The 24874-nt window shown below is 68.5% G+C and carries 31 protein-coding genes and 1 pseudogene; 21 read left to right on the top strand and 11 right to left on the bottom strand.

The window, feature by feature from the left end; all coding sequences use genetic code 11:
- Positions 1–70 precede the first annotated feature (70 nt).
- Positions 71–676 (bottom strand): macro domain-containing protein, encoded by a 606-nt coding sequence (locus EV193_RS05445; RefSeq protein ID WP_242613145.1) that lies wholly within the window; start codon positions 674–676, stop codon positions 71–73.
- A gap of 150 nt (positions 677–826) precedes the next feature.
- On the opposite strand from EV193_RS05445, the gene pheA reads away from it, so the two are divergent.
- The 6 genes from pheA to EV193_RS33145 all read left to right on the top strand — a co-directional run bounded on the left by pheA (position 827) and on the right by EV193_RS33145 (position 5529).
- Positions 827–1750 (top strand): prephenate dehydratase, encoded by a 924-nt coding sequence (gene pheA, locus EV193_RS05440; protein WP_130342783.1) that lies wholly within the window; start codon positions 827–829, stop codon positions 1748–1750.
- On the top strand, positions 1747–2358 hold the full coding sequence (locus EV193_RS05435) for a histidine phosphatase family protein (protein WP_130342782.1): 612 nt from the start codon (positions 1747–1749) through the stop codon (positions 2356–2358). The genes pheA and EV193_RS05435 overlap by 4 nt, the downstream gene beginning before the upstream one ends.
- Positions 2359–2488: 130 nt before the next feature.
- The gene (locus EV193_RS05430) at positions 2489–3502 is read left to right on the top strand and encodes an ATP-binding cassette domain-containing protein (protein ID WP_165401237.1); all 1014 of its coding nucleotides are present in this window, start codon (positions 2489–2491) and stop codon (positions 3500–3502) included.
- Positions 3499–4317 carry an ABC transporter permease gene (locus tag EV193_RS05425; protein ID WP_130342781.1) on the top strand — a complete coding sequence of 273 codons (819 nt, stop codon included), beginning with the start codon at positions 3499–3501 and terminating at the stop codon, positions 4315–4317. Before EV193_RS05430 ends, EV193_RS05425 begins: the two co-directional genes overlap by 4 nt.
- Before the next feature lie 73 nt (positions 4318–4390).
- The gene (locus EV193_RS05420; protein ID WP_130342780.1) at positions 4391–4912 is read left to right on the top strand and encodes an aldo/keto reductase; all 522 of its coding nucleotides are present in this window, start codon (positions 4391–4393) and stop codon (positions 4910–4912) included.
- The gene (locus EV193_RS33145) at positions 4912–5529 is read left to right on the top strand and encodes a hypothetical protein (RefSeq protein WP_165401236.1); all 618 of its coding nucleotides are present in this window, start codon (positions 4912–4914) and stop codon (positions 5527–5529) included. Before EV193_RS05420 ends, EV193_RS33145 begins: the two co-directional genes overlap by 1 nt.
- Positions 5530–5903: 374 nt before the next feature.
- On the opposite strand, the gene EV193_RS05405 is transcribed toward EV193_RS33145, so the two are convergent.
- Complete coding sequence (locus EV193_RS05405) at positions 5904–6173, bottom strand: HC3 family zinc finger protein (RefSeq protein WP_130342777.1); 270 nt, start codon at positions 6171–6173, stop codon at positions 5904–5906.
- Between the two features lie 212 nt (positions 6174–6385).
- On the opposite strand from EV193_RS05405, the gene EV193_RS05400 reads away from it, so the two are divergent.
- The gene (locus EV193_RS05400) at positions 6386–7240 is read left to right on the top strand and encodes a helix-turn-helix domain-containing protein (RefSeq protein WP_130342776.1); all 855 of its coding nucleotides are present in this window, start codon (positions 6386–6388) and stop codon (positions 7238–7240) included.
- Positions 7241–7253: 13 nt separating this feature from the next.
- Positions 7254–7493: a DUF397 domain-containing protein gene (locus EV193_RS05395; protein ID WP_207222490.1), complete on the top strand. Its 240-nt coding sequence runs from the start codon at positions 7254–7256 to the stop codon at positions 7491–7493.
- Here the strand turns inward: EV193_RS05395 and EV193_RS05390 are convergent.
- Positions 7468–7959, bottom strand: a complete 492-nt coding sequence (locus EV193_RS05390; protein WP_130342775.1) for a hypothetical protein — start codon at positions 7957–7959, stop codon at positions 7468–7470. The two genes, EV193_RS05395 and EV193_RS05390, sit on opposite strands and share 26 nt — an antisense overlap.
- Entirely contained in the window at positions 7956–8333 is a 378-nt protein-coding gene (locus EV193_RS05385; protein WP_130342774.1) for a hypothetical protein, read from the bottom strand. Before EV193_RS05385 ends, EV193_RS05390 begins: the two co-directional genes overlap by 4 nt.
- Positions 8334–8631: 298 nt before the next feature.
- On the opposite strand from EV193_RS05385, the gene EV193_RS05380 reads away from it, so the two are divergent.
- The 4 genes from EV193_RS05380 to EV193_RS05365 are packed head-to-tail and all read left to right on the top strand — an operon-like array spanning position 8632 to position 11500.
- Positions 8632–9537, top strand: coding sequence for an ABC transporter ATP-binding protein (locus EV193_RS05380; protein WP_207222517.1), 906 nt, complete (start codon positions 8632–8634; stop codon positions 9535–9537).
- Positions 9534–10385, top strand: coding sequence for an ABC transporter permease (locus EV193_RS05375; protein ID WP_130342772.1), 852 nt, complete (start codon positions 9534–9536; stop codon positions 10383–10385). Before EV193_RS05380 ends, EV193_RS05375 begins: the two co-directional genes overlap by 4 nt.
- A gap of 4 nt (positions 10386–10389) precedes the next feature.
- Positions 10390–11238: an ABC transporter permease gene (locus EV193_RS05370; protein WP_130342771.1), complete on the top strand. Its 849-nt coding sequence runs from the start codon at positions 10390–10392 to the stop codon at positions 11236–11238.
- A 22-nt stretch (positions 11239–11260) separates the two neighbouring features.
- Positions 11261–11500: a helix-turn-helix transcriptional regulator gene (locus EV193_RS05365; RefSeq protein WP_130342770.1), complete on the top strand. Its 240-nt coding sequence runs from the start codon at positions 11261–11263 to the stop codon at positions 11498–11500.
- Positions 11501–11666: 166 nt separating this feature from the next.
- On the opposite strand, the gene EV193_RS05360 is transcribed toward EV193_RS05365, so the two are convergent.
- The 5 genes and pseudogenes from EV193_RS05360 to EV193_RS05345 all read right to left on the bottom strand — a co-directional run bounded on the left by EV193_RS05360 (position 11667) and on the right by EV193_RS05345 (position 14935).
- Positions 11667–12131: a T6SS immunity protein Tdi1 domain-containing protein gene (locus EV193_RS05360; protein ID WP_130342769.1), complete on the bottom strand. Its 465-nt coding sequence runs from the start codon at positions 12129–12131 to the stop codon at positions 11667–11669.
- The gene (locus tag EV193_RS05355) at positions 12128–12679 is read right to left on the bottom strand and encodes an arylamine N-acetyltransferase family protein (RefSeq protein WP_278044157.1); all 552 of its coding nucleotides are present in this window, start codon (positions 12677–12679) and stop codon (positions 12128–12130) included. The genes EV193_RS05360 and EV193_RS05355 overlap by 4 nt, the downstream gene beginning before the upstream one ends.
- A 64-nt stretch (positions 12680–12743) precedes the next feature.
- A pseudogene (locus tag EV193_RS34385) lies at positions 12744–12902 on the bottom strand (arylamine N-acetyltransferase); the annotation flags it as partial.
- Between the two features lie 19 nt (positions 12903–12921).
- On the bottom strand, positions 12922–13782 hold the full coding sequence (locus tag EV193_RS05350; protein WP_130342768.1) for a S1 family peptidase: 861 nt from the start codon (positions 13780–13782) through the stop codon (positions 12922–12924).
- Positions 13783–14050: 268 nt separating this feature from the next.
- Positions 14051–14935, bottom strand: coding sequence for a trypsin-like peptidase domain-containing protein (locus EV193_RS05345; RefSeq protein WP_130342767.1), 885 nt, complete (start codon positions 14933–14935; stop codon positions 14051–14053).
- A gap of 335 nt (positions 14936–15270) precedes the next feature.
- Between EV193_RS05345 and EV193_RS05340 the strand changes: the two genes are divergently transcribed.
- Positions 15271–15717: a hypothetical protein gene (locus EV193_RS05340; RefSeq protein WP_130342766.1), complete on the top strand. Its 447-nt coding sequence runs from the start codon at positions 15271–15273 to the stop codon at positions 15715–15717.
- On the opposite strand, the gene shbA is transcribed toward EV193_RS05340, so the two are convergent.
- Positions 15705–16301, bottom strand: a complete 597-nt coding sequence (shbA, locus tag EV193_RS05335; RefSeq protein ID WP_130342926.1) for an RNA polymerase sigma factor ShbA — start codon at positions 16299–16301, stop codon at positions 15705–15707. The genes EV193_RS05340 and shbA overlap by 13 nt on opposite strands.
- Before the next feature lie 534 nt (positions 16302–16835).
- Here shbA and EV193_RS33140 point away from each other — a divergent pair.
- From EV193_RS33140 to EV193_RS05320, 4 genes are all read left to right on the top strand, one after another.
- A complete protein-coding gene (locus tag EV193_RS33140; protein ID WP_165401235.1) occupies positions 16836–16985 on the top strand; it encodes a hypothetical protein in 150 nt (49 codons plus the stop codon).
- A 67-nt stretch (positions 16986–17052) separates the two neighbouring features.
- A complete protein-coding gene (locus tag EV193_RS05330; protein WP_130342765.1) occupies positions 17053–17943 on the top strand; it encodes an AurF N-oxygenase family protein in 891 nt (296 codons plus the stop codon).
- On the top strand, positions 17943–18233 hold the full coding sequence (locus tag EV193_RS05325; protein ID WP_130342764.1) for a hypothetical protein: 291 nt from the start codon (positions 17943–17945) through the stop codon (positions 18231–18233). Before EV193_RS05330 ends, EV193_RS05325 begins: the two co-directional genes overlap by 1 nt.
- Positions 18230–18544, top strand: a complete 315-nt coding sequence (locus EV193_RS05320) for a nucleotide pyrophosphohydrolase (protein WP_130342763.1) — start codon at positions 18230–18232, stop codon at positions 18542–18544. Before EV193_RS05325 ends, EV193_RS05320 begins: the two co-directional genes overlap by 4 nt.
- On the opposite strand, the gene EV193_RS05315 is transcribed toward EV193_RS05320, so the two are convergent.
- Entirely contained in the window at positions 18541–18858 is a 318-nt protein-coding gene (locus EV193_RS05315; RefSeq protein WP_130342762.1) for a hypothetical protein, read from the bottom strand. The genes EV193_RS05320 and EV193_RS05315 overlap by 4 nt on opposite strands.
- 214 nt (positions 18859–19072) lie before the next feature.
- On the opposite strand from EV193_RS05315, the gene EV193_RS05310 reads away from it, so the two are divergent.
- The 4 genes from EV193_RS05310 (at position 19073) to EV193_RS05295 (ending at position 24873) form a co-directional block, all read left to right on the top strand.
- Positions 19073–19987: a DUF5655 domain-containing protein gene (locus tag EV193_RS05310; protein ID WP_130342761.1), complete on the top strand. Its 915-nt coding sequence runs from the start codon at positions 19073–19075 to the stop codon at positions 19985–19987.
- Positions 19988–20115: 128 nt separating this feature from the next.
- Entirely contained in the window at positions 20116–21294 is a 1179-nt protein-coding gene (locus tag EV193_RS05305; RefSeq protein ID WP_130342760.1) for an RtcB family protein, read from the top strand.
- 56 nt (positions 21295–21350) lie between these two features.
- A complete protein-coding gene (locus tag EV193_RS05300; protein ID WP_130342759.1) occupies positions 21351–23201 on the top strand; it encodes a CocE/NonD family hydrolase in 1851 nt (616 codons plus the stop codon).
- 16 nt (positions 23202–23217) lie between these two features.
- Complete coding sequence (locus tag EV193_RS05295) at positions 23218–24873, top strand: DUF885 domain-containing protein (protein WP_130342758.1); 1656 nt, start codon at positions 23218–23220, stop codon at positions 24871–24873.
- Position 24874: the final 1 nt, after the last annotated feature.

The raw sequence follows: 24874 nt of genomic DNA, 5'->3' as shown, positions 1-24874 counted from the left end.
GAACACTTACTCCCCGCGAAAGGGAGCGTCCAGTACGGGCGCTCCCTTCGTGCGTTCAGGGCGTGTGCGTTCAGCCGAAGATCTCGTCCCACGCGGCCATGACCTGCCGCGCGCACGTGCGCGGATCCACACCGCCTACCCCCGTGCCGAGCCCGGGCAGCGCGATCGTGCGCACCGCCTCGCGCACCGGCGTGCCGTCGTCCAGCACACCGGCCAACCACAACCGGAACACCGCCCGCGCCGCCAGGTACGGGTGCACCGTGTCCGCCGGCAGCCGCTCACCCGGCTCGCGCATCGTCGGCGCGCTGATCAACCACGCCGGCGACGGCGAACCGGTCGGCACGATCAGCGCCTCACCCACCGGCAACTCGCCGCCGTGCGTGGCCAGCACCGCGCTGCGCACGTTCTGCTCCACCGAGGGGAACTCCGTCGCGTAGGCCGCGTCGACACCGCCGCGCATCCAGCCGTAGGAGTTCGCCGGGCTGACCACCGCCTCGGCCGGCACATTCAGCGTCGAGCCGCGGAAAACCCGAACGCCGGGACGGTCGCCGAGTTGCGCTTCCCATGCCTGACCGAGTTGCTCCTCCACCGCGCAGAGAACCAGTCGAGGCGGCGCACCGCCGTCCGAACGTGCGGTCGACGTCGTGTCTGGCTCAGCCCTCGACTCGGCGGTCACGGCTCCCAGCATGGCATCCCCGGTGCACCCCAAGTAACCGTCATATGGCAATTGGGAACACTCACATGTCCGCGCTCCGTTTCGTGGATCTTTCCCGTCCCGCCGGCTCGCGGCCGAAGAACCAGATCGGACAGCGCCTAGAGTGGTGGCGTGCCGCGCATCGCCTACTTCGGACCTCAGGGGACCTTCACCGAACAGGCGGCCAGGGCGTTCGCCACGAACGGCTCCGACGAACTCGTTCCGGTCGCCACCGTGCCGGAAGCGCTCGCCGCCGTCCGCGCCGAGAAGGCCGACGCCGCCTGCGTCCCGCTGGAAAGCTCCGTGCAGGGCTCGGTCCCCGACACCATGGACGGGCTCGCCGTTGACGAGCCGCTGGTGGCGGTCGGCGAGCAGGTGATCCCGATCCGGTTCACCGTGCTGACCCGGCCCGGCATGGCACGCCACGAGATCCGCACGGTGGCCAGCCATCCGCACGCGCTCGGCCAGGTCAGCCGGTGGCTCGCCGAGAACCTGCCCAGCGCGGCGCCCGTCGCCGCCACCTCGACCGCCGCGGCCGCCGTGGACGTCACCGAGGGCCGGTACGACGCGGCGGTGACCGCACCCGTCGCCGCCGAGCACTATCCGCTGGACGTGCTCGCCACCGACCTCGCCGACGTGCGCGACGCGGTGACCAGGTTCCTGCTGCTGCGCCGCCCCGGGCCGGTGCGACCGCCCACCGGCGCGGACCGCACGTCACTGATCGTGGAACCCGACTCCTTCCGCACCGGCTCGCTCGCCGAACTGCTCACCGAGCTGGCCGAGTGCGGCATCAACCTGTCCAGGATCGAGTCCCGTCCGAAGCGCGGCCGGCTCGGCGAGTACCGGTTCTACCTCGACTTCGACGGCCACATCGCCGAGCGGCGGGTGGGCGACGCGCTCGCCGCGCTGTACCGGCGGTGCCGCGAGGTGCGGTTCCTCGGCTCGTACCCGAACGCCGACGCGTCCATGGCGGTCGTGCCGCCGAACAACACCGACCAGGCCTACGCCGACGCGGACGCGTGGCTGGACGGCGTCCGAAGTGGACGGTCGGCATGAGCGGAACCCGCCTGATGCTCGTCAGACACGGCGAGACCGAGTCGAACCTGCGCCGCGCGCTGGACTCCGCGCCGCCCGGCCCGCCGTTGACCCCGGAGGGCAGGCGGCAGGCCGACGCGCTGGCCGACCGGCTCGCCGCCGACCCGGTCGTGGCGATCTACGCGTCCACCGCGACCCGCGCGCAGCAGACCGCCGAGCCGGTCGCGAAGGCGCACGGGCTGCCGGTGGAGATCATCGACGGCGTGCACGAGGTGTTCGTCGGCGATCTCGAGGGGCGCACGGATTCCGAGGCGCGGGACGAGTTCTACGACGTGTTCAAGGCGTGGGCGGCCGGCGACCTGGAGCGCTCGATGCCAGGCGGTGAGTCGGCCGCGCGCATTCGCGAGCGGTATCTCACCGCGATCGACCAGATCCTCGAACGGCACCCGGGCGGCCACGTGGTGGTGGTCAGCCACGGCGGCGTGATCAGGCTGGTCGCGCAGTGGTTGGCCGGCAATGTCGACCACAAGCTGGCCAGCGTCGCGCTGCTGCCCAACACCGGTCACGTGCTGCTGGAGTCGGCGGAATCCGGCTGGCGCTGTCTGGAGTGGACCGGCGTCGAGCTCTGACACCTTTCCGGACACTTTCCGGCGGAACCTGATCGCCTTCGGCGAAATCGACTGGGGAATTGTCGGTCAGGCGGCGTAGCCTCGCGCACGCAAGATCGCCAATCCTTCTGCTGCCTTCTGGAGGCACGTCATGCCCTCGTCCGAGGTCGCGGTGCGCGCCGAGGCGCTGGTGAAGACCTACGGGTCCACCCGCGCGCTCGACGGCGTCGACCTGGAGATACCCACCGGACAGGTGCTCGGTCTGCTCGGCCCCAACGGCGCCGGCAAGACCACCACGGTCCGGATCCTGACCACCCTGCTGCGCCCGGATTCGGGCCGGGCCTGGGTCGCCGGCCACGACGTGCTCGCCGATCCGGACGCGGTTCGCCGGTCGATCGGGCTGTCCGGCCAGTACGCCGCGGTCGACGAGAACCTGACCGCGTTGGAGAACCTGTACATGGTCGGCCGGCTCTACGGAAAGAGCCGCGCCGATTCCCGCGCGCGGGCCCGCGAGCTGGTCGACCGGTTCGACCTGACCGAGGCGGCCGACCGTCCGTCCAAGGGCTACTCCGGCGGTATGCGCCGGCGCCTGGACCTGGCCGGCGCGCTGGTCGCGTCGCCGAGCGTGGTGGTGCTGGACGAGCCGACCACCGGGCTCGACCCGCGCGGCCGCCTGGACACCTGGGAGGTGATCGGCGAGCTGGTCACCGCCGGTACCACGGTGCTGCTCACCACTCAGTACCTGGAGGAGGCCGACCAGCTGGCCAACTCGATGATGGTGATCGACCGCGGCAAGGTGATCGCCAGCGGCACGGCCGACCAGCTCAAGCGTGAGGTCGGTGGTGAGCGGCTGGAGATCGTCGCCACCGACGCGGCCGACCTGCCCGCGGTGCGCACCGCGCTGGCCGAGGTCGGGTCCGGCGAGCCGACCGTCGACGAGCACCTGCGCAAGGTCGAGGTGCACGTGGACGCTGGGTCCAAGGCGCTCATGGAGGCGTTGCGCCGGCTGGACTCGCAGGACATCGCGGTGCACGACGCGGCGCTGCACCGGCCAACCCTTGACGACGTGTTCCTGAGCCTGACCGGTCATGTGGCCGAGCAGGAGCCGGAGGAGCCGGCCGACAAGAAGGGCAAGCGCGCCAAGAAGAAGGGGGCCTCCGCATGACCACCCTCGCGCAGGGTCTGAGCCACGGTGGCGTGATCACCTGGCGCAACTTGACGAACGTGCGCCGCAATCCGGAGCTGCTGCTCGCGGCGACGCTGCAGCCGATCATGTTCGTGCTGCTGTTCGCGTTCGTGTTCGGCGGCAGCATGGGTGGCGGCCAGCCCGAGGTGTACCGCGAGTTCCTGATGGGCGGCATCTTCGCCCAGACGGTGGCGTTCAACTCGGCGTACACCACCATCGGCATGGCCAACGACCTGCAGAAGGGCATCATCGACCGGTTCCGGTCGCTGCCGATGTCCCGGGCGGCCGTGCTGTTCGGGCGGACCGCGGCGGATCTCGCCGTGACCGGCGTGGGTTTGGTGGTCATGTCGCTGTGCGGGCTGCTCGTCGGCTGGCGGATCGAAAGCAGCTTCGGCGAGGCCGTGCTCGGCTTCGCGGTGCTGTTCCTGTTCGGGTTCGCGATGTCCTGGATCGGCGCGCTGATCGGCATGGCGGCCGGCAGTGTCGAGGTGGCGCAGAGCGCCGGGTTCATCTGGATGTTCCCGGTCACCTTCATCTCCTCGGCCTTCGTGCCGCAGACGAGCCTGCCCCAGCCGTTGAAGGCGTTCGCCGACTGGAACCCGGTGACCGCGATCGCCAACGCCTCGCGTGAGCTGTTCGGCAACCCGATGTCGCCGCCGATTCCGAACATTCCGGAGCCGCACGGTTGGCCGGTGGAGAACGCCGCGCTGTACTCGATCATCTGCTCGGTCACGATCATCGCGGTCTTCGCGCCGCTCGCGGTGGCGAAGTACCGCAAGGTCGCCAGCAAGTAGTAGTCCACACCGCCGCCCGCGACCGTCCACAATGGACGGTCGCGGGCGGCGTGCTGCCGGTAGGGGTGCACGCATGACACTGGGAACCCTTGCGGGGCAGTGGAATCTCGGTGGCGAACGCTCGGTGGGGCGGATGGGCTTCGGCGCGATGAGCCTGCCGAAGTGGCCGAGGGATACCGCGATCGCCGTCCCGCACCGGGCCGTCGAACTGGGCGTGAACCACGTCGACACCGCGTCGTTCTACGCGCGCGACGGCGTGAGCGCGAACGAGCTGATCCGCGCGGCGCTGCACCCGTCGGATCGGTTCGCCACGCTCGCCGGCCTGCGTGAGGAGGGCCTGATCGAGCACCTCGGGATCTCCAACGTCACGCCGTCGGCGGTCGCACGCGCGCAACGGATCGCGCCGGTGACCGCCGTACAGAACCACTACAACCTGGTGCACCGCGACGACGCCGAGGTGGCCGCGCGGCACGACGCGACGCCGACGCAGGTGGCGCTGGCCTTGACGCTGCGCCGGTCGCCGTCGATCCTGCTGATCCCGGGCACCGGCAGCGCGGCGCACCTGGAGGAGAACATGGCCGTGCTGGAGTTCTGATGACCCGACGAACGCAGTGGCTGCTTCCCCTCGGCGTGGTGATCGGCGCGGCGGCCGCGCTGATCGTGCCGCGGTTGTTCGAGGAGGAGCCGGAACGCGCACCGGTCAACGTGCCCTGCCCGGTGACGCCGGCCGAGGTCGCCGCGGGCCGGCAGACCTTTCCGGACGCCGCGCCGTACGCCGGACCGGGTCCGCATCCGGTGGGCCGCTGGTTCGCCGATCGCCGCCCGGGCGACGGCCACGGAGCGCCCCAGCGCGACAAGGACACGCCACTGCCCGCGAACTGGCTGGTGGCCGATGAGGGTCGCCGAACCATGCAGCTCGTGCTCTGCGAGTACCTCGACTCGGTCGGCGGTTCGGTGCGCGGCTGCGCCTATCAGGGGATCGGCAACGCCACCGGGAGCAGCGGATCGCTGGCCGTGGTCCCGGCGCGGTACACCTTCGAGTTAGTCGAGGCGCGGACCGGCCGGGTGCTGACCACGTTCCAGTTGGACGGCCGCACCGAGAGCTGCCCGCCATTGACGCGCGGCACGAGCGGTGTGAGCCCGCTGGTGCCGGGTGAAATCGAGCTGGTCAACGCGGTGCGCTCGTTCGTCGAGCGGCCTGTTCCCGGGTGATCGGGGGCAGTTGCACAGCGTGACGAAGGCGTGAAGGTGGATTCAGTGCGTTCTGAGGTTCCCCCGATGGGCCCACGGTAGCGGTGGGGTCCGACATCGGCGGGATGGATTCGCGCGTGAGGGGAGCACAGGTGTACGTGGCGCAGTCCGGGCAGGTTTCCCAGTCGCCCCAGGCGTGGCGGGCTCCTCGTGGGTCGAAGCAAGGTGAGCCGCACACGGCGTAGTAGGCCGGCGACGAGCCGCTGACCAGGTGGCCGCGGGTGCCGTAGCGCACCCAGTGCAGCATGCGGCGGAACACGCCGGGCAGCCAGCATCCGTCGTGGACGTGGGAAGCGGCCGGCGCGGGGTCGGGGCGGCCCGCGCCGGCCGCTGGTTCATCGCGCACGGTCCGGTTTGGACAGTGCGGCGGGGAGGGGGATTCCTTCGTCGGCGCACCACAGCCGGTTGCACTCGCGACAGGTCGGGTGGATCAGCTGATTCCGTTGCAGCTCAGGGAAGTCGTCATCGATCAGCGTGATCGTCTGTCCACAGAGGACGGTGACCTGCTCTCCCGGTCGCGGCGGCAGCTCGTGGGGCTTGCGGCGCGTGGCGTGCCGCCGTCCACCCGCGTTCTGCCAGCGGAACTTCCGCTCGTGCGCCTGCATGGTCCCTCCCTGGTCCGGGCGCGGTCAGGCGGGAGGCTGGGCAACGTCACTTGCCCGCCTCGCGGCGTTCCTGGGGCCAGCGCGCCTACCGCCTGACCGGCCACGACCTTCCGGTCGCACATTCAAGGTAGGTTATGAGCTTAAGCTTAAGCGATGCCCTGATCGGGTGATCTGTGTTGGGGTAGCACCCACTCAGCGGAAAGGATGTGCCCATGACGACTCGCAACGACCCCTCCGCACTGCGCTGGCTGATCGGCATCGAACTGAAGCGCTACCGCGAGCTTGCCGACATCACGCTGGCCGAGGCTGGCAAGCGGCTGTCGCGCACCGACGCGAAGATCTCCACGATGGAGAGTGGCAAGTACGGCCAGAACCCGACCGAGGTGGCCCGGCTGCTGGAATTCTACGGCGCCGATCCGGCCGACATCGATCGCATGGTTTCCCTTGCCAGCAAAGGAGATCAGCGCACCTGGTGGGCGCCGTGGGACGACCTGGTGCCGGACTGGCTGAAGACGTTCGTCGGCCTGGAGGGCCTGGCCGCCGAGGTGTTCAGCTACGAGCCGATCGCGATCAACGCGCTGCTACAGACCGAGGCGTACACCGCCGCGTTGGTCGGCTCCTCACCACGAGTCCGTGCCGACAACACCGACCGCGTGGTCGAGTTGCGCGCCGAACGGCAGCGCCGGCTGACCGACTCGGAGAACTCGCTGACCCTGCGGGCCGTGATCGAGGAGTCCACTTTGGATCGTCCGGTGGGCGGCCCGAAGACCATGCGAACGCAGTTGGAGCATCTGCTGGAGTTGAACAAGCTGCCCAACGTGGACCTCCGGGTGATCAAGACCTCGGTCGGTGTGCACGCCGGTCACACCGGTAAGTTCACCCTGCTCGGCTTCACCGAGTTCCGCGACATCGGCTACGTCGAGATGCAGGAAGGTGCCATGTACGTGCAGGACGACCTGCAGGTGCGGGCCTATAATCGCAGTGCCGAGAACCTGCTCGGTGCTGCCCTGGGGCAGCGTGACACCGCCTCCCTGATCTCGTCACGGATCAAGGGGTTGAAGACCTGACCCGGAGGTCACCATGGCCGCTGACGTGTCCGCCAGCCTGGCGTGGCGCAAGTCCAGCTTCTCCGCCGACAACGGCAATTGCGTCGAGATCGCCTGGCGCAAGTCCAGCTTCTCCGCCGACAACGGCGACTGCGTCGAGCTGGCCAACCACTGCGACGCGGCCGGCGTCCGCGACTCGAAGAACCCGGACGGCCCCGCCCTGTGGCTGTCCGACCTGCGCCCCCTGATCACCCTCGCGAAGTTTGCGAGCTAGCGCCCGGCCACGCCGGATAGCGCGATTCGGCCGCCGTCCAGGAATCGTCGGTCGGCACGCCGAGCCCACCCGCCTCGTCATGGTGCGATCCGACGAGGCGAATTCGCCATTTCCGGATTTCGCCGCGCTCGTCGGTCCACGTCGTGTAGGTGAATCCGCCTTCCAGAAAGGCGAGCAGCACGTCCTCCACGTGCGCCCACGGACGCTCCGCCGGACCGATCCGCCACGCCGCGTCGCAGTGCACGTCGAGGCCCGCGCCGTCCCCTGCGTCGATGATCACCTCGCCGTCCTCGGTGAACTCGACGGCGAGGTCCGGCAGGTCCGGGTGCGTTAGCCGCCACGCCAGCCCGGTGCCCTCGATCCGCCCGCCGCGACTCTCTACCTCAGCGCGAATGTGCCGCAGCACCAACGGAAACCCGTCCTCGCCGAGGAAGGGCTCCGGCAGCCCGGCGTGATCGTTCGTCATCGGCCTACCTCGCACTTCGCCTTCGGGATGTCGCTCTGCTTCTCGTCGGTGAAATGGAACGGCTTCCCCTTGAGTTTTCCCTGCGCCGTCGCGGTTGCGCGCCACCGCCCAGGGACACATTCATTGACGGCGACCATGTAGGTCAACGGCTTGCCCGGGCCGGGAATCCTCTGATCGGGATCGGAGGTCTCCCGGTGCAGCCACGTTCCGCTGACGAGCCGCTCCAGCGTCATCGTGACGAGATGCGTTCCGGGTGACATGTCGCACTCGACGCGCGCTTTCGCGTCGATCGTCAGATTTCCGAGCTTGCGCTGCCGCTCTGACACATGCGGATTGTCCACCCGCAGGTTGCATTGGTTGCTGTCGTCGGTCATCGAAGGAAGGCACGCCGTCGTCGTGCCGACCACCACGGCGACGATCGCCGACGCGGCCGGAACCCGTCTGCGTCGCATGAGACCCCCAGTCCCAGGTAACACAGAAAGCATGAATGACTACCGGCCGTGAGTCAATCGCCTGACTGGTCGACAGGCATGTAGTACATATACTACAGTCCACTGTAGAAGTAAGACCGAAGGGTGGAGTCCTATGACAGGGGTGACTGCGCCGGTGACGACCGCTCGTGAGGGTGAACCGCCGGGGGAGGGTTTGGTACTCGACGTTCGCGGGCTGCGGATGCGGTACGGGTCGACCGACGTGCTGAACGGGGTGGATTTCGTCGCGCGGCCGGGCGAGGTGGTCGCGCTGCTCGGGCCGAACGGCGCCGGCAAGACGACCACGATCGAGATTCTCGAAGGCTTCCGCATGCGCTCGGCCGGGGACGTGTCAGTACTCGGCGTCGACCCGGCACACGGTGACGAGAACTGGCGTGCCCGGGTCGGCGTCGTGCTCCAGTCCTGGCGCGACCATGGCAAGTGGCGCGTCCGGGAACTGTTGGCGCACTTGGGGATGTACTACGGGCCGTACTCCACCGACAAGATCACGCGGCCGTGGGACGCCGACGAGTTGATCGACGCGGTGGGCCTCACCGAGCACGCGCAGAAGAAGATCAAGCAGCTCTCCGGCGGCCAGCGGCGCCGGCTCGACGTGGCGATCGGCATCGTCGGCCGGCCCGAGCTGCTGTTCCTGGACGAGCCGACCGCGGGCTTCGACCCGGAGGCCCGCCGCGAGTTCCACGAACTGGTGCACCGGCTGTCCGACGAGGCCAGCACCACGATCATGCTCACCACGCACGACCTCGACGAGGCCGAGAAGCTCGCCGACCGGATCCTGATCCTGGCCGGCGGGAAGATCATCGCGGACGGCTCGGCCGACGAGCTGTCCCGCCGCATGTCCACCGAGGCCGAGATCAAGTGGACCCGCGACGGCCAGCGGTTCGTGCACTCCACGACCGAGTCGACGCGATACGTGCACGAGCTGTTCAAGCAACACGGTGACGCGATCGGTGATCTCGAGGTGCACCGCGCGAGCCTCGAGGACACCTACATGGCACTGGTGCGCGAGGCCGAGTCCGGCCAGGGCGACGCGGTGCTGCGCGAGTTCGCCGAGATCACCGAGGTCGGAACGGAGGCGGGGGCATGAGTTCCACACGTGCGGTCATCGTCCGGGCGGGCCTGATCCGGGGCTGGATCGAGTTCCGGCAGACGCTCACCAATGGGCAGGACGTGTTCGGATACCTGCTCTCCCCGGCGATCTTCCTGATCGTCATGGTCTCGCTGCGCGGCGACAAGCTGCCCGGCACCGAGATCTCCATCGGCTCGTCGATCATGCCCGGCGTCCTGGCCATCACCGTGCTGTTCAGCGGAGTGCTCGGGGTGGCGCAGTTGCTGGCCGTCGAGCGTGAGGACGGCACCCTGCTGCGCGCCAAGGCGGTGCCCAACGGGATGGGCGCCTACCTGTTCGGCAAGGTCGTCAGCGTCGCCGGCATGACCGTGGTCAGCCTGCTGATCGTGCTGGTGCCGAGCCTGTTCCTGCTGGACGGGTTCGTGTTCACCGCCGGCTCGGCGCTCGTGCTCGCCGGCGTTCTGGTGCTGGGCCTCGCCGGCACGATGGCGCTCGGCGCGATCGCCGGTTCGCTGATGACCTCACCGAGGGCCGCCGGGATCCTCATGATCCCGATGGGCTTGCTGGCCGCGATCTCCGGCATCTTCGCGCCGCTCACCAGGCTCGCCGAGTGGATGCAGTGGATCGGCCAGGCATTCCCGATGTACTGGATGGGTCTCGGGATGCGGTCGGCGCTGCTGCCGGAGGAGACCGTCGTGATCGAGGTCGGGCAGTCCTGGCGGTACCCGGAGATGTTCCTGGTGCTCGCCGTCTGGGCGGTCGTCGCGGTCACCTTCGCGCCGAGGGTGTTGCGCAGGATGGCGCGGCGCGAGTCCGGTGCGGCGGTGGCGGCACGCCAGCAGAAGGCGCTGCAGCGGATCGGATGAGGGCATGAATCACACGGCCAACGCCGTGCGCGCCGGTCTCGCGCGCGGGTGGATCGAGCTGAAGCAGACCGCGACCAACGGGCAGGACATATTCGGCAACCTGCTCACGCCGGTGATCCTGCTGATCGTGATGCTCTCGATGCGCGGGGACACGCTCGCCGGGTTCCCGTTGTCGCAGGCGGTGTTCGCGCTGCCCGGTGTGATCGGGATGAACATCATGATCAGCGGTCTGATGGACATCGCGGGGCGGCTCGCCGTCGAGCGTGAGGACGGAACCCTGTTGCGCGCCAAGGCATTGCCGTCCGGCATGGTCGGCTACATGGTGGGCAAGGTCGTCACCGTGAGCGGGTCCGCGCTGGTGGTCGCCGCCGCGATCATCGTGCCCGGCGCGTTCCTGTTCGACGGGCTGCGGCTGGACGCCGGCGCGTGGCTCGGTCTGCTGGGGATCCTGGTGCTCGGTCTGCTCGCGACCATGCCGCTCGGCGCGATCGCCGGCTCGTTCCTGACCAACCCGCGCGCGGTCGGCGCGCTGATGCTGCCGATCGCCGGGTTGGCCGCGATCTCCGGGATCTTCGCGCCGATCACGCTGTTCCCCGAGTGGCTGCAGTGGATCGGGCAGGTGTTCCCGATGTACTGGCTCGGGCTCGGCGTGCGGTCGGCGTTGCTGCCGGACGCGGCCGTGGCGATCGAGATCGGGGAATCGTGGCGGCAGTTGGAAACCGTTGCGGTGCTTGGTGTCTGGGCTGTTATCGGGTTGGTGGTCGCGCCGGTGGTGTTGCGCAGGATGGCGCGGCGCGAGTCGGGTGCGGCGGTGGCGCAGCGGCGGCACAAGGCGATGCAGAGGATCACATGAGCGACGTGAGAAGGTGCCTGTCGTGAGCGAGGTGATCTACAACCGCATCGCGATGCTGCGCGCCGAGCGGGGCATCTCACGGCGGGAGCTGTCCGACGCGCTGGGCGTGCACTACCAGACGATCGGCTACCTCGAGCGCGGTGAGTACAGCCCGAGCCTCTACCTCGCGCTGAAGATCGCGCAGTACTTCGAGGTGCAGGTCGAGGTGATCTTCTCCACCGCGCCGTTCCCCCGCATCGGCGACGCCGAACGCCCAGCCTGACCCCGATCCATCCACAAGGGCCGTCTTATCCACATGTCGATCAAGCCACCTCGCCCGACCACCACCCGCCGATACAATGGCCATCGGACCGCCCCCCGAAGGTGGGGTGGGCGGGGGGTGCAGTGGGCACCCCAGGTACGGCGAAAAGCGTTGGGGCGCAAGGGGTTCAGCTATCGGTGATCGTGATGCCGGAGATCGGGGTGCCCTTGGGAATGTCGCGCAGCTGATCGTGCAGTTGGCCGGCGATGTGCACGCCGACGGTGAAGTCGATCGCCTCGATGTTGTCGACCTCCGGGGAGCCGCCGAGCCGCAGCGGGTGCGCGAACGCGTACACCTGCGCCTCGCCGAGCACCAGCCCCCGCTCGTGCGCCGCCATCGCCAGCGCGCCGAGCAGATACCGGTCCTGACCCTCCGGCGTGTCGAGCTCCGCGCGCAGCTCCTCGATCGTCGCCCACGGCATGGTCAGCGTGCCCTCGATCGTATCGAGGTACCAGAAACCGTTGCGCCCCTTGAAGAACACGTCACCGAACAGCGACGTGAACCCCGGCTCCAACCCGTCCAGCCCGACCCAGGCCCACGATTCCAGTGCCCGCGCGTACGCCTGCGCCGGGAACGCCTTGGTGAGGTTCACGAGGCATCCCGCAGTCGGGGCATCCGGTCCAGCTCGAACCCGAAGATCGTGCGATACGCGTCCAGCACCGCGGCGTCGCCGTTCAGCGTCTCCTCGACGCGCGACTCGCCGGTCGTCCTGATCAGCCGGTCGCCGCTGATCGTCACCCGCCCGTCGCCGTCCAGCATCGAGCAGGTCAGGCTCTGCGTGAAGTGCGACTCCGGCGCGGTCTCCTGCCACCAGCACGTCGGCTCGAAATCCTCCAGCACCCGAGGCCGCGCCTCCATCCGGAACGCCGGCGTGCCGTCGAACACCAGGTCCGTGTCACCGTCGGCGGCCGCCCGCACCTCGTACACGCCGCTCGGATCCTGTTGCGGCGCAACGGAATCCGCGCGCAACGGGTAGTACGCGTGCCGGCCGAACCCGACGTCGACCAGCCATGGCTCGTCGAGATCCACCCGCAGCGTCAGGTGGTCGAACAACGGCCCGAACGACCCGTCGGGACGGTGCACCCGCGCCGCGAGCATCGTCACCTCGTAGCCGAGCGCGCGCAGCAGTGACGCGAACAACCCCGTTCAGCTCGTAACAGAAGCCGCCGCGCCGCCGCGTCACGATCTTGTCGACCAGCGCCTTCTCGTCCAGCCGAATCCGCTCACCCAGATGGATGCTCAGGTTCTCGAACGGAACGGTACGCAGGTGCCGCTGTTGCAGGTCCCGCAACGCCTCCACGCTCGGCGGCTGCTCGCGCGCACCGATCCGGCGCAGGTACGCGCTGGCCACATCGGGTTTCATGCGGCCATCCTGCCCGGTGCTACGCGGCCGGAGCCAGCACCCCGGTGCGATCGAGGGCGGGCTTGGGCAGCTTGCACTCCGGCCTGGCGAGGTCGATCTCGCTCTTGTCGGCCATGCACCCGTAGAACAGGTACGTCTCCTGCCCGTACCGGGTGCCCTTGTGCACGGTGACCTTGCCACTCTCGTCGACCTCGCACGGGTTGTTCATCGTGCACTCCTGGCCGTCTTCGTTCGTGGTGTTGTGCACGCCGACCACCTTGCCGCTGGCGTTGTCGATCACCGGCGAGCCGGACCAGCCACCCCTCGTGTCGCAGCCGGGCGTGTAGCGGATCGAGTCCTTCCAGGTCCAGTCACCCTCGCGCAGCTGGTACACGAAACGGTCGATCGAGCACGTGCCGATCTCTTTCCAGTAGCCGGTGACGACGCTGATCGCCTTGCCGGCCTCTGGGTGCGGCTCGTTGAGTTCGAGTGCCGCGATTCCGTGCTGGGACTGGATTTCCGCGTACGTGGTGCTCAATTGGTAGAGCGACACGTCGGTGTCGGTCATCGTGGCGTACACGATCTTGGTCGCCTTGAGCGTGGCGATCTTGTCGCCGGCGGCGTTGAGCAGGTCGAACGATCGCTGGTTCGGTTGGTTGACGATCACCTTGCCCGGCGCGGGCATGCCCGACTCCAGGCAGTGCCCGTTGGACAGCGCGAGCGCCGGGTCCTCGGGCTTCGAGGTGCTCAGCCGCACGAGTGATCCGGAGCAGTTGGACAGCGCGAGCGAACCGGCGAAGGTGATCTCGGCCGGCTCAGCCGCCGCGGCGGGCGCGGCGGTGCCGAGCGCGAACGCACAGGCGCTCGCGGCCACGGCGACGATGGCGGTCAGCTTGGACATAGGCGAACCTCCGCGGGCTCAAGCGGTTGGCTTGGGGAGTTTGCAATCGGGCTTGCCGAGGTCGATCTCGCTCTTGTCACCCATGCAGCCGGCGACCAGGTGGGTCTGCTGGCCGTAGTTCGTGCCCTTGTGCGCGGTGATCTCGCCGTCCTCGTTGCCCGTGTTGTGTGCTCAACCGGACGATGGCGCCCGAGCAGTTGGACAGCTTGCCCGCGCCGGCGAAGGTGACCTCCGCGAGGGTGATCAGGGTTCGCATGATCGGATCCGCCTACGCCGCGGATGCCGGAACCGGCACCGCGACCGCGGCCGGCTTGGCCAGCTTGCACTCGGGCTTGGCGAGGTCGATCTCGCTCTTGTCGGCCATGCACCCGTAGAACAGGTAGGTCTGCTGGCCGTACCGCGCGTCGGGCTTCACCGTGATGTTGCCGCTCTCGTCGACCTCGCACGGGTTGTTCATCGTGCACTCCTGGCCGTCTTCGTTGGCGGTGTTGTTCACCCCGACGACCTTGCCGCTGGCGTCGTCCACGATCGGCGAACCGGACGTGCCGCCGATCGTGGCGCAGCCGGGCGTGTAGCGAATCGAGTCCTTCCAGGACCAGCCGCCCTCACGGAGTTCGAACACGAACCCGTCGACCGAGCACTTGTAGATCTCCTTCCAGTAACCGGACACGACGCTGATCGCCTTGCCGGCCTCCGGGTGCGGCTCGTTGAGTTCGAGTGCCGCGATCCCGTGCTGGGACTGGATTTCCGCGTACGTGGTGCTCAACTGGTAGAGCGACACGTCGGTGCCGGTCATCGTGGCGTACACGATCTTGGTGGCCCTCAGCGTGGCGACGGAGTTGCCGGACGCGTCGAGCAGCTCGAAGGACCGCTGGTTCGGCTGGTTGACGATCACCTTGCCCGGCGCGGGCATGCCCGACTCCAGGCAGTGCCCGTTGGACATCGCCAGCGCGGGATCCTCCGGCTTCGACGTGCTCAGCCGCACCACCGATCCGGAGCAGTTCGACAGCTTGAGCGCGCCGGCGAACGTGACCTCGGCGGCCTTCGGTGGCGCCGTTGGTGCCGCGCTGGCGGATGCGGTTCCGGCGAACGCGATACTCGCGACGACGCCGACAAGTGTGCTGACAGTGGTGAGCAGTGCGCGCCTGGCCATGGCGTTCCTCCCGGGGGACTCGTGGCATCAAGTTCACCGCACGTCTACACAGCGCTACCACCCCCGAACGGCGGGTTTCGGGAAGGAAGCGGGATGCTGTCCAAGCGGAAACAGTAAGGTCGCGAAATGGTTCGAGCCTCTTGACGAAATGCCGGCTGGGACCGTTAATACTCCTATCGGAGAACACTTTCTTCGGACACCTAATTGTCACGGTCAGGGACTGATGGAACCTTCTGGTTGAGCACGTGACCCGTCGGCGTTGCCGGGTCCGACGCCGCGATCATCTACGCCCTGACCTTGGAGCCACGGGGACATGGGCGGAGGTGTGAAAGGTTATGGTTGCTTGGCTGATCGTTTGTGTCGCGGTCCTCGCGCTGCTTTTCGTCACGAGGTACCTGACCGGCAGAAATAGGGTGCGGGAGCTGGAGAAGGATTTCTCGATCGAGGTTTCCCGCAATAGTTCGCGTACACTGCGCACGGCCGCGAATGCCGCGTGCGGCGTGCTCTGGAGGGTCACGTTCACAGAGAACGGCCTCTATACCCGGCACATCTTCGCGAACAACATCATCTATGTCGCGGTGTCCGAGCATCCGCGATCGCCCACTGGGTGCACCGCCAAGGTGTGGACCAGGTGCCGGTACGCCTCCGACGCGCTGCTGTTCATGCGCCCGACGGCGTACCTGGACACTCGGCGCAAGCGGGACAAGATCGTCGCGTCATTGCGCGCCCATGCGTGGGGCGGGCCGGCGCACCCCGCCGCCGGCCACGCTCACCTGGGCTGATCGGCCCGCAAGATCGCACGCAGTCTGGTCAGCGCCCGGTGCTGGGCAACCCGCACGGCACCGGGCGTGGAGTCGATCAGCACGGCCGTCTCGTCCGCGGTCAGGCCGACCGCGACCCGCAGGATCAGGATTTCCCGCTGGCGCGCGGGAAGTACGGCGAGCAGGTCGTGCATCTTCGCGGTCAGCTCGCCGCGCAGCACCAGTTGCTCGGGGCCGACCTCGGCGCTGGTCATCTCCGGCGTCTCGGACGTGGGCTCGGCGAGATCCCGGGCCACCGCGCGGTGCGCGTCGGCCACCTTGTGCGCGGCGATCCCGTACACGAACGCCATGAACGGGCGGCCGAGATTCTGGTACCCGGGCAGCGCGCGGAACACCGCGACGCACACCTCCTGCGCCACGTCGTCCGCGGTCGGGAACGTGCGCCGCGCGTTGCCCAGCCGCGCGCGGCAGTACCGCAGCACGAGCGGGCGCAGGTAGGAGAACAGCCGATCGATCGCGACCGGATCGCCGTCAGTCGCGCCAGGCACCTCGGCGTCCACGAGCTCACGCAGCCCGGCCGGCTTGCCGCCCGCGACGACCCGCATCGGGGTCTCCTTCGCGGGCTGCGTGAGCCGCCGGACCCGTGGCGGTACGGGCTCCGGATCCGCCTCGATCGACTGCATGCTGTGCGACATACCGTCTCCTTCGCCCGCGCGCGGTACCTGTTCACGAGAAAGGAGTACGGAGGCGCCTGGCGGATACGTACGGCGTCACTTTTTGTGGCCGAAACGGGGAATCGGACGCGTCTCGGCCGGATTTGACTACTCTCCGTATGTCCCACCAGTGCGGGACGAACACATCGACTTGTCGCCGCCGCCCCGTGATCTCGCGAGTCCCGCGCCCTGCACCGGTGAGTCCCGCGCCCTGCATCGGCCTGAGCGCGGGACTCACCGTGTCCCAGCGCGGGACTCGCGCAAACATGGAACTGCCCCGGCCGCCTCCCTCCAGCGACCGGGGCAGGGACTGTGTCGCGCCCTCGGTCCTTCTGATGTCGGCCGGGCGGCGACGGTTCCGGCGTGTCTGCCCGGACCAGAGGCCTCGGCGTGTCACCGTGAGGGTTGCTTCGGAGGTGATCGCCCATGAGCAGTGCGACGCTGGTCAAGCAGTCCGACGACTTGCTGTGGTGCCTCGAGTGCCGGGCCGAGCGGCTCGCCGAGGTGCTCCACCTGCAGGACGAGCCCGAGCCGGTGGTCGTGTGCACCGCCTGCGGAGTGGTACTCGACGTTTAGGTGTTACGGCCGGTAACATGTTCGGTGTCAGGCAAGGACGCCGACCCCGGAGGCCACCGTGACACGCATGCTGGACCCCAAGGACCGCGAGGCGACCGGTGCGCGCCTGCTGAGCTCGTCCGCGCGCAACTCCTACGACCCCGAGATCGACATCGACTGGGACGCGCCGCTCGCCGAGGGCAAGGCGTACCTGCCGCTGCACCGGGTCTCCTTGTACGGCACGGAGATCTGGGAGCGCCTGACCCCCGAGCAGCGGATCGAGCTGTCCAAGCACGAGATCGGCAGCGTGGCGAGCGTCGGGCTGTGGTTCGAGATCGTGCTGATCCAGTTGCTCGCCCGGTACGTCTACGACAAGGACCCGCGCACGGCGCATGCCCAGTACGCGCTGACCGAGATCGGCGACGAGACCCGGCACATCGTGATGTTCGCCAAGGCCATCGAGCGGTTCGGGCTGCCCCGGTATGGGCCGCCGCGAGTCGTGCACGAGCTGGCGCGCGCGTTCAAGGCGGTGTCCGGCGGTGCGTCGATGTTCGCCAGCGTGCTGGTCGCCGAGGAGATCACCGACCGGTTGCAGCGCTCCATGATGGACGCCGAGGACATCCAGCCGCTGATCCGGATGGTGAACCGCATCCACGTGGTGGAGGAGGCGCGACACGTCCGGTACGCGCGCGAGGAACTCGTGCGGCTGATGCCGACGCTGGGCAAGGCCAAACTCGAGCTGCACCGGCTGGTGACCGCCGTGGTCGGGTTCGCGATCGTGGACAGTCTCATCGACCCGAACGTGTACAAGTCGATCGGCATCGATCCCGCCGAGGGGCGCCGGGCGGCGCTCCGCAACCCGCACCACCAGGCGACCCGGCTGTGGATGGGCGAGAAGATCACGGAATTCCTGGGCGATGTCGGCATGATCGGCGGCCGTTCCACCAAGATCTGGCGCCGCGCGCACCTGCTGCCGTAGTGATCGAGTTCGCCGAACTGGCCGGCGGGCCGGTGCCCGAGGGCGGCGGAATCCGGGTGACCGGCCGGTGTCACAGCGGCCCGATCCACGTCGGCGACACCTTCACCGAGCTGGTGCACGCCAACGGCCGGACCGAACGGATCTCCTTGTGTGTCAAGGAAATCGTCATCTACGGCCGCGTGATCGACACCCTCGACAAAGGCGTTTCCGCCCGACTCCTCCTCGCCGGCGGCTCGACCGTCACCCCGCGCGCCCTGCTGCGCGGCTCTCCGGCACCGTTGAACACATGACCATCGAGCAACTGGCCGTGCGACTGCGCGAATTCGCGAGCGCCCGCGACTGGGAACCGTTCCACACGCCGAAGAACCTGGCCATGGCGCTGACCGGTGAGGTCGGCGAGCTGATCGAGCATTTCCAGTGGCTGACCCCGGACGAATCCGCGCACGCGATGGACGACGCCGAACGCGCGGAACAGGTGACCGACGAACTCGCCGACGTGTTCATCTACCTGGTCCGGCTGGCCGACATCCTCGGCGTCGACCTGCTGTCCGCGGCGGCGGCGAAGGTCGACCGCAACGAGCACCGGTTTCCCGCGCGTTAGAGGAAGCGCAGGTCGTCCATGAAGACGTCGTGCATGCGGTTCTCCCATTCGGCCATGTCCTTGAAGCGGCTGCCGCAGCAGCGCTCGACCAGGTAGGCCACGAACGCCTCGCGATCGGTGTCGTCGGCGAGGCGCAGTTCGTTCTCGCGGTCGCGCAGCAGGTAGCCGCCGTCCGGCAACGCCTCGAAGTCCGCCTCGCCGCCGCGATCGGTACTCCGTCCCCGCGCCTTGAGGTAGGCGAAGTAGATCGTCCGGTACGCCTCCTCGTCGTTGTCGTCGTAGACCTTGTCCACCCACACCTTGAATCGCTCCACGCGCCGATTAGACCAGGCAGGTGATCCTCGGTAACAAGGAGCGACTGAACCGCGAGTCAGCGTTGCTGACCCTGTGCAGAACTGGCTAACGTGCGGTGGGGAGATCAACTGGGAAGGGTAAGACCCATGGGGACGACGACGAGGTCGCAAGGAGACTCGCACGGAACACGCCGAATTCAGCTCGCCAAGGCCGAACGGGAGGAGAAGGTCACCTGTGAGTGATCTAAAGCTGTTTCGTATCGCCGACGGAAAGGCACACGAGCTTGCTTCGAGCGCTGTCGCGCTGGAGCGGAAGCTGCAGAACGTGATCGAGGCGAACATGGAGACGCTGTTCGGCGTTCAGTTCCTGGAGAGTGAATACTGGACCGGTCAGAAGCATCGCGGTCGTATCGATTCACTCGGCATAGACGAAACCGGCTCGCCCGTCATCTTCGAGTACAAGCGGTCACGTGACGAGAACGTCATCAACCAGGGCCTCTTCTACTTGGACTGGCTGCTCGACCATCAGGCCGAGTTCACGCTGCTCGTGATGAAGAAGCTTGGCGAGAAGCCATCGGAGCAGATCGACTGGACGAACCCCCGGCTCGTGTGTGTCGCCGCAGACTTCACACGCTATGACGAACACGCGATCCAACAGAACAATCGCAACATCGAGCTCGTGAGATATCGAGACTTCGACGGCGAGCTTCTTGCCCTCGAGTTGCTTACCTCGGTCACCGTGGCCTCGTCGGCAACGACAGAGACGCCAAGGGGTAGGGGCAAGGTGTCCCGGGATCGCACCGTGACCGAGAACCTTAAGAAGGCGTCGCCCGATCTGACCAACTTGTACGCTGATCTCGATGCCCAACTCACAGCATTTGGTGACGACGTACAGATGACCACGAGGCAGAACTACTTCGCCTATAAGAGAATCAAGAACTTCGCATGCGTCGAAGTTCATCCGCAGAGCCGGAACCTGCTGGTGTACTTGAAGGTGAATCCGGACGACGTCGAACTCGAGCAGGGCTTTTCTAGGAATGTCCGAGGCATTGGCCACTTCGGTACGGGTGATCTCGAGTTGAGGTTGACCAACTCGGACGATCTAGCCAAGGCCGAGTCGTATCTCAGGCAGAGCTACGACGTGAGCTGACTTACGACTCGAACGTGCTCGATAGAGTTGACCATGACCAAAGCCAGCGCAGGGCTGTGACGACGGTCCTCCTTGCTCGCTGACTAAAAGAATCGTGGCGACCAGCTCTTACATCTAGCCTGGACGGCATGAGTGCGACGACGGTGCGCGGGGAGCGCGTGGACATCAAGATGTGGACTCGGCCGGAGACGGTCGAAGACCAGGCGATGGGCCAGTTGCGCAACATCTCCGCGCTGCCGTGGGTGTTCAAGCACGTCGCGGTGATGCCGGACGTGCACTTCGGCAAGGGTGCGACCGTCGGCTCGGTGATCGCGATGCGCGACGCCGTGTCGCCGGCCGCCGTCGGGGTGGACATCGGCTGCGGTATGACCGCGGTGCGGACGTCGTTGCGCGCCAACGACTTGCCGGCCAGCCTCGCCCACCTGCGCTCGCGAATCGAGGCGCGCGTGCCGGTCGGGTTCGGCATGCACAAGGCCTCCGTGTTCAACGACGGAGACGCGAACGACTGGGACACCTTCTGGCGCGGCTTCGACCAGCTGACCACCGCCGTGAAGTCCAAAATGGACAGAGCGCTGCACCAGATGGGCACGCTCGGCGGCGGCAACCACTTCCTCGAAGTGTGCCTTGACGAGCACGACCAGGTGTGGATCATGCTGCACTCCGGCTCCCGCGGCATCGGGAATCTCCTCGCACAGCACCACATCGAGGTCGCACGCGCGCTCGCGCACAACGCCGAGCTGCCCGATCCGGACCTCGCCGTGTTCCTCGCCGGGACCGACGAGATGCGCGAGTACCGCCACGACCTGTACTGGGCGCAGGACTACGCGCGCCGCAACCGCGCGGTCATGACGCGCCTGGTGTGCGACGTGCTGCGGCAGCAGTTCGACGCCGTCACGTTCGACGAGCCGATCTCGTGTCACCACAACTACGTCGCCGAGGAGCACCACTACGGCGAGGACGTCCTGGTCACCCGAAAGGGTGCGATCCGGGCCGGTCGCGGCGACCTGGGGATCATCCCCGGCTCGATGGGCACCGGCTCCTACATCGTGCGCGGGCTGGGCAACCCGGAGTCGTTCGAGTCCGCCTCGCACGGCGCCGGCCGCAGGATGTCCCGCAACAAGGCGCGCAAGCAGTTCACCGAGCAGGACCTGGTCGAGCAGACCGCCGGCGTCGAGTGCCGCAAGGACGCCGGCGTGGTCGACGAGATCCCTGGCGCTTACAAGAACATCGACGAGGTGCTAAACAATCAAGGCGACCTTGTCGAGGTCGTCGCAAAGCTCAAGCAGGTGCTCTGCGTGAAGGGTTGAGGTCAGCGTACAGCTGTGTTCACATAGACCTCACGCCATCGTCGGGGAGGTCGCCCATGCGGCGCGTGCTCACAGCCCTGGTCACCGCCCTGTTGGGCGCCTCCCTGCTCACCGGTTCGCCGGCGCAGGCGGCGCTCCAGCTCTACGGCGTCACCATCACCCGCGACGTGCCGATCACCCTGGCCGACGGCACGATCCTGCGCGCCAACGTGCACGCACCGGCCGACCCGGCGACCGGAAAGCCCGCACCCGGCCCGTTCCCGGTGGTCGTCGGGCTCACGCCGTACGGCAAATCGATGTCGGCCGGGGCCACCGGAGGGCATGGCGGCCTCAACCCGTACCTGATCAAGCGCGGCTATCTGGGCGTCGTGGTCGACGTGCCGGGTACCGGCGGCTCGCAGGGAAACTCGGAGCTGTTCGGCCCGGACGAGACGGCGGCCAGCGTCCAGGTGATCGACTGGGCCGCACGGCTGCCGGCGTCCACCGGCAAGGTCGGCCTGCTCGGGCACTCCTACCTGGCGATCGACCAGCTCTTCGCGGCGGCGGCGGTCGGCAAGGGCTCGCCGCTGAAGGCGATCTTCCCGATGTCCGCCTCCGCCGACCCGTACCGTGACCTGTTCGTCAGCGGCGGCGCGATCAACCTGGAGTCCTCGATCGGGCTTCTCCTGGCCTACACGGGCACCCGCACACTCACCCCGCTGGCCGAGCGGTACACCGACCCGATCGACGCGCTGAACCTGTTCCTGCGGCACCTCGCGCAGGTCGGCGCGTTCGAGGGCGCCACGCTCCTGGACGTGCTGCGGGACGGCCCGCGCCGGTTCGACGGCCCGTACTGGCGCGAGCGCGCGCCGGTGAACGTGCTGTCCAAGATCGTGGAGAACGATGTCGCGGTGTTCGGTGTCGGCGGCATGTACGACGTGTTCCAGCGTGGCATGCCGCTTGTCTACAGTGGACTGCAGAACGCCGCCGCCGGCCGCCCGGTGCACGCGCCAATGGTTGCCGGACAACGGGTTTCGCCGAAGTACCAGATGTTGTTCGGCCCGTGGACGCACGGCGAGATCGGCGCTGGCGCGAACCTCGACGAGCTGCAACTGCGCTGGTTCGACCACTGGCTCAAGGGCATCGACACCGGCGTCACCGGCACCCGCACGCCGCTGCGGGTGATCGAGCCGGGCGGCGCGCGCTACGAGGCCGCGACCTACCCGGTCGACCCCGATACGACCAGCCGGCTGCACCTTCGTGCCGGTGACCGGCTGAGCCCGCAACCCCCTGCGGCACAAGAGAAACCGGACACGCTGGTGTTCACCGGGCTGTCCAACCCGTGCGGGCGCTCGATCGACCAGTTCGCCGCCGGGCTGTTCTCCGGCCCGGCACACGCCGCCGGCCGCACGATCCCGTGCGTGGACGAGCGGCCGGCGATCGAACTGCCCAAGCCGTTGGAGTTGTCGTACACCACCGATCCGCTAGCCGGGCCGATGCGGCTGGCTGGCCCGGTCGGGCTGACCGTGCACGCGAGGTCCACCCAGCGCGAGACGATGTTCGTGGTGCGGCTGGAATCCGTTGCCCCGGACGGGAAAGCGGTCGAACTGAGCGGCGGCGCGCTGCTCGGGTCGATGCGTGCCACCGACCCGGCGAAGAGCTGGCCGTCGATGCCGTACCACCGGCTCACCGCCGACTCGCGCCAGCCGGTCACGCCGGGAAAGCTCACCCGCTACGACATCGAGGTGCGGCCGGTGTTCGCCACCCTGCCGGCCGGCCACCGGCTGCGGGTGACCGTCGGGACCGGCGACGTGCCGCACCTGATACCGCCGCCGACCACCGCGACGAGCCTTCTCGGCGGGGTCTACGAGGTGCACCACGACCGGGCCGCCGCGTCGTGGATCGATCTTCCCGTGGTGATCCGCTAACGTATAGCCTGGCTATATGTCGACCTTGACCGCACTCGCCGACCGTTACGTGGACGACCTCGCGGCGTTGGACCCGTGCATGGCGGCCACGATGGGCATCGCCGGGCAGGAGGCGCGCCTCACCGACTACGGCCCCGACGGCGACGCCGCGCGCACCGAACTGCGGCGCCGCACGCTCGCCGAACTCGACGAGATCGCGGCGGCGCGTCCGCCCGGCGAGGTGACCGCCGCCGACCGGATCGCCGAGGCGATGCTGCGCGAGCGGCTGGAGACCGAGATCGCGCTGGCCGAGTCGCGGGCGCGGGCGACCCTGCTGGACACCACCGAGGGCCCGATCAACCTGCTGCGACAGGCGATCGAGCTGCTCGACCAGGGCGCCGAGACGCCGTGGGAGGTCATGCACTCGCGGCTGCTGGGCCTGCCGGACGCGCTGACCCAGGTGCGTGCCGGCCTGGAGGTGGCCCGCGGCGACGGACTGGTGGCCGCGCGGCGGCAGGTCCGGCGCAACGTCCAGGCCTGCATGAACGCTCCCGCCTACCTGAGTGGCCTGGCCGACGGGGCGCCGGACGAGCGGGTGCGGGACGCGGTGGCCCACGCCAACCAGGCGCTGACCGATCTCGCCGGGTACCTCGGCGACGTGCTGATGCCGATCGCGCCGGAGCGCGACGCGTTGGGGCGCGACCGGTACGCGCTCGGTGTGCGCGACTACCTGGGCACCCGGCTCGACCTGGAGGAGACCTACGCCTGGGGCTGGGAGGAGCTGGCCAGGATCGAGGCGGAGATGGCCGCCATCGCCGGGGAGATCCGCCCGGGCGCGAGCGTCGCCGAGGTGACCGCGGCGCTGGACGCCGATCCGGCGTACCGCATCTCCGGTGCCGAGGAGTTCCGCGCCTACCTGCAGGAACTCGCCGACCAGGCCATCGCCGACCTGGACGGCGTGCACTTCGACATCCCGGAGGCGTTGCGGCGCATCGACTGCCGGATCCCGCCGACCGAGTCGGGCATCTACTACTACGCCCCGGCCGAGGACCTGTCCCGGCCGGGCACGGTGTGGTGGTCGGTGCCGGAGAGCGGACCGGACGCGGCGACCTGGACGGTCCCCGGCGTGATGTTCCACGAGGGCGTGCCCGGTCACCATCTGCAGCTCGGCGTCACCACGCTGAACACCAGCCGGCTCAACCGGTTCCAGCGGCTGTCCAGTGAACTGCACCCCGGGCACGCCGAGGGCTGGGGCCTGTACGCCGAGCGGCTGATGGACGAGCTGGGCTTCTACCGCGAGCCGGCGCACCGGCTCGGCATGCTGGCCAACGGTCAGCAGTTGCGCGCCGCGCGGGTCGTGCTGGACATCGGCCTGCACCTGGAGCTGCCGATCCCCGCGGGCACGGGCTTCCACGAAGGGGAGCGATGGAACGCCGAGCTGGGCCGCGAGTTCCTCGCGCTGCACTGCGGCCGCGACTCGGCGGCGTTCGTGAACTACGAGATCGACCGCTACCTCGGCCGCCCGGCGCAGGCCATCGCCTACAAGGTCGGCGAGCGGGTGTGGCTGGCGGCGCGGGACGCGGTCCGGCGCCGGGAGGGCAGCGCGTTCGACCTCAAGGAGTTCCACCGCGACGCCCTGGACCTCGGGCCGATGGGGCTGGACCTGCTGCGCCGCGAGCTGGTGGAAGCCTGAA

The organism is Herbihabitans rhizosphaerae, assembly GCF_004216555.1.
In the GTDB taxonomy this organism is placed as follows: domain Bacteria; phylum Actinomycetota; class Actinomycetes; order Mycobacteriales; family Pseudonocardiaceae; genus Herbihabitans; species Herbihabitans rhizosphaerae.
This window is presented reverse-complemented; position numbering and strand designations above follow the sequence as displayed.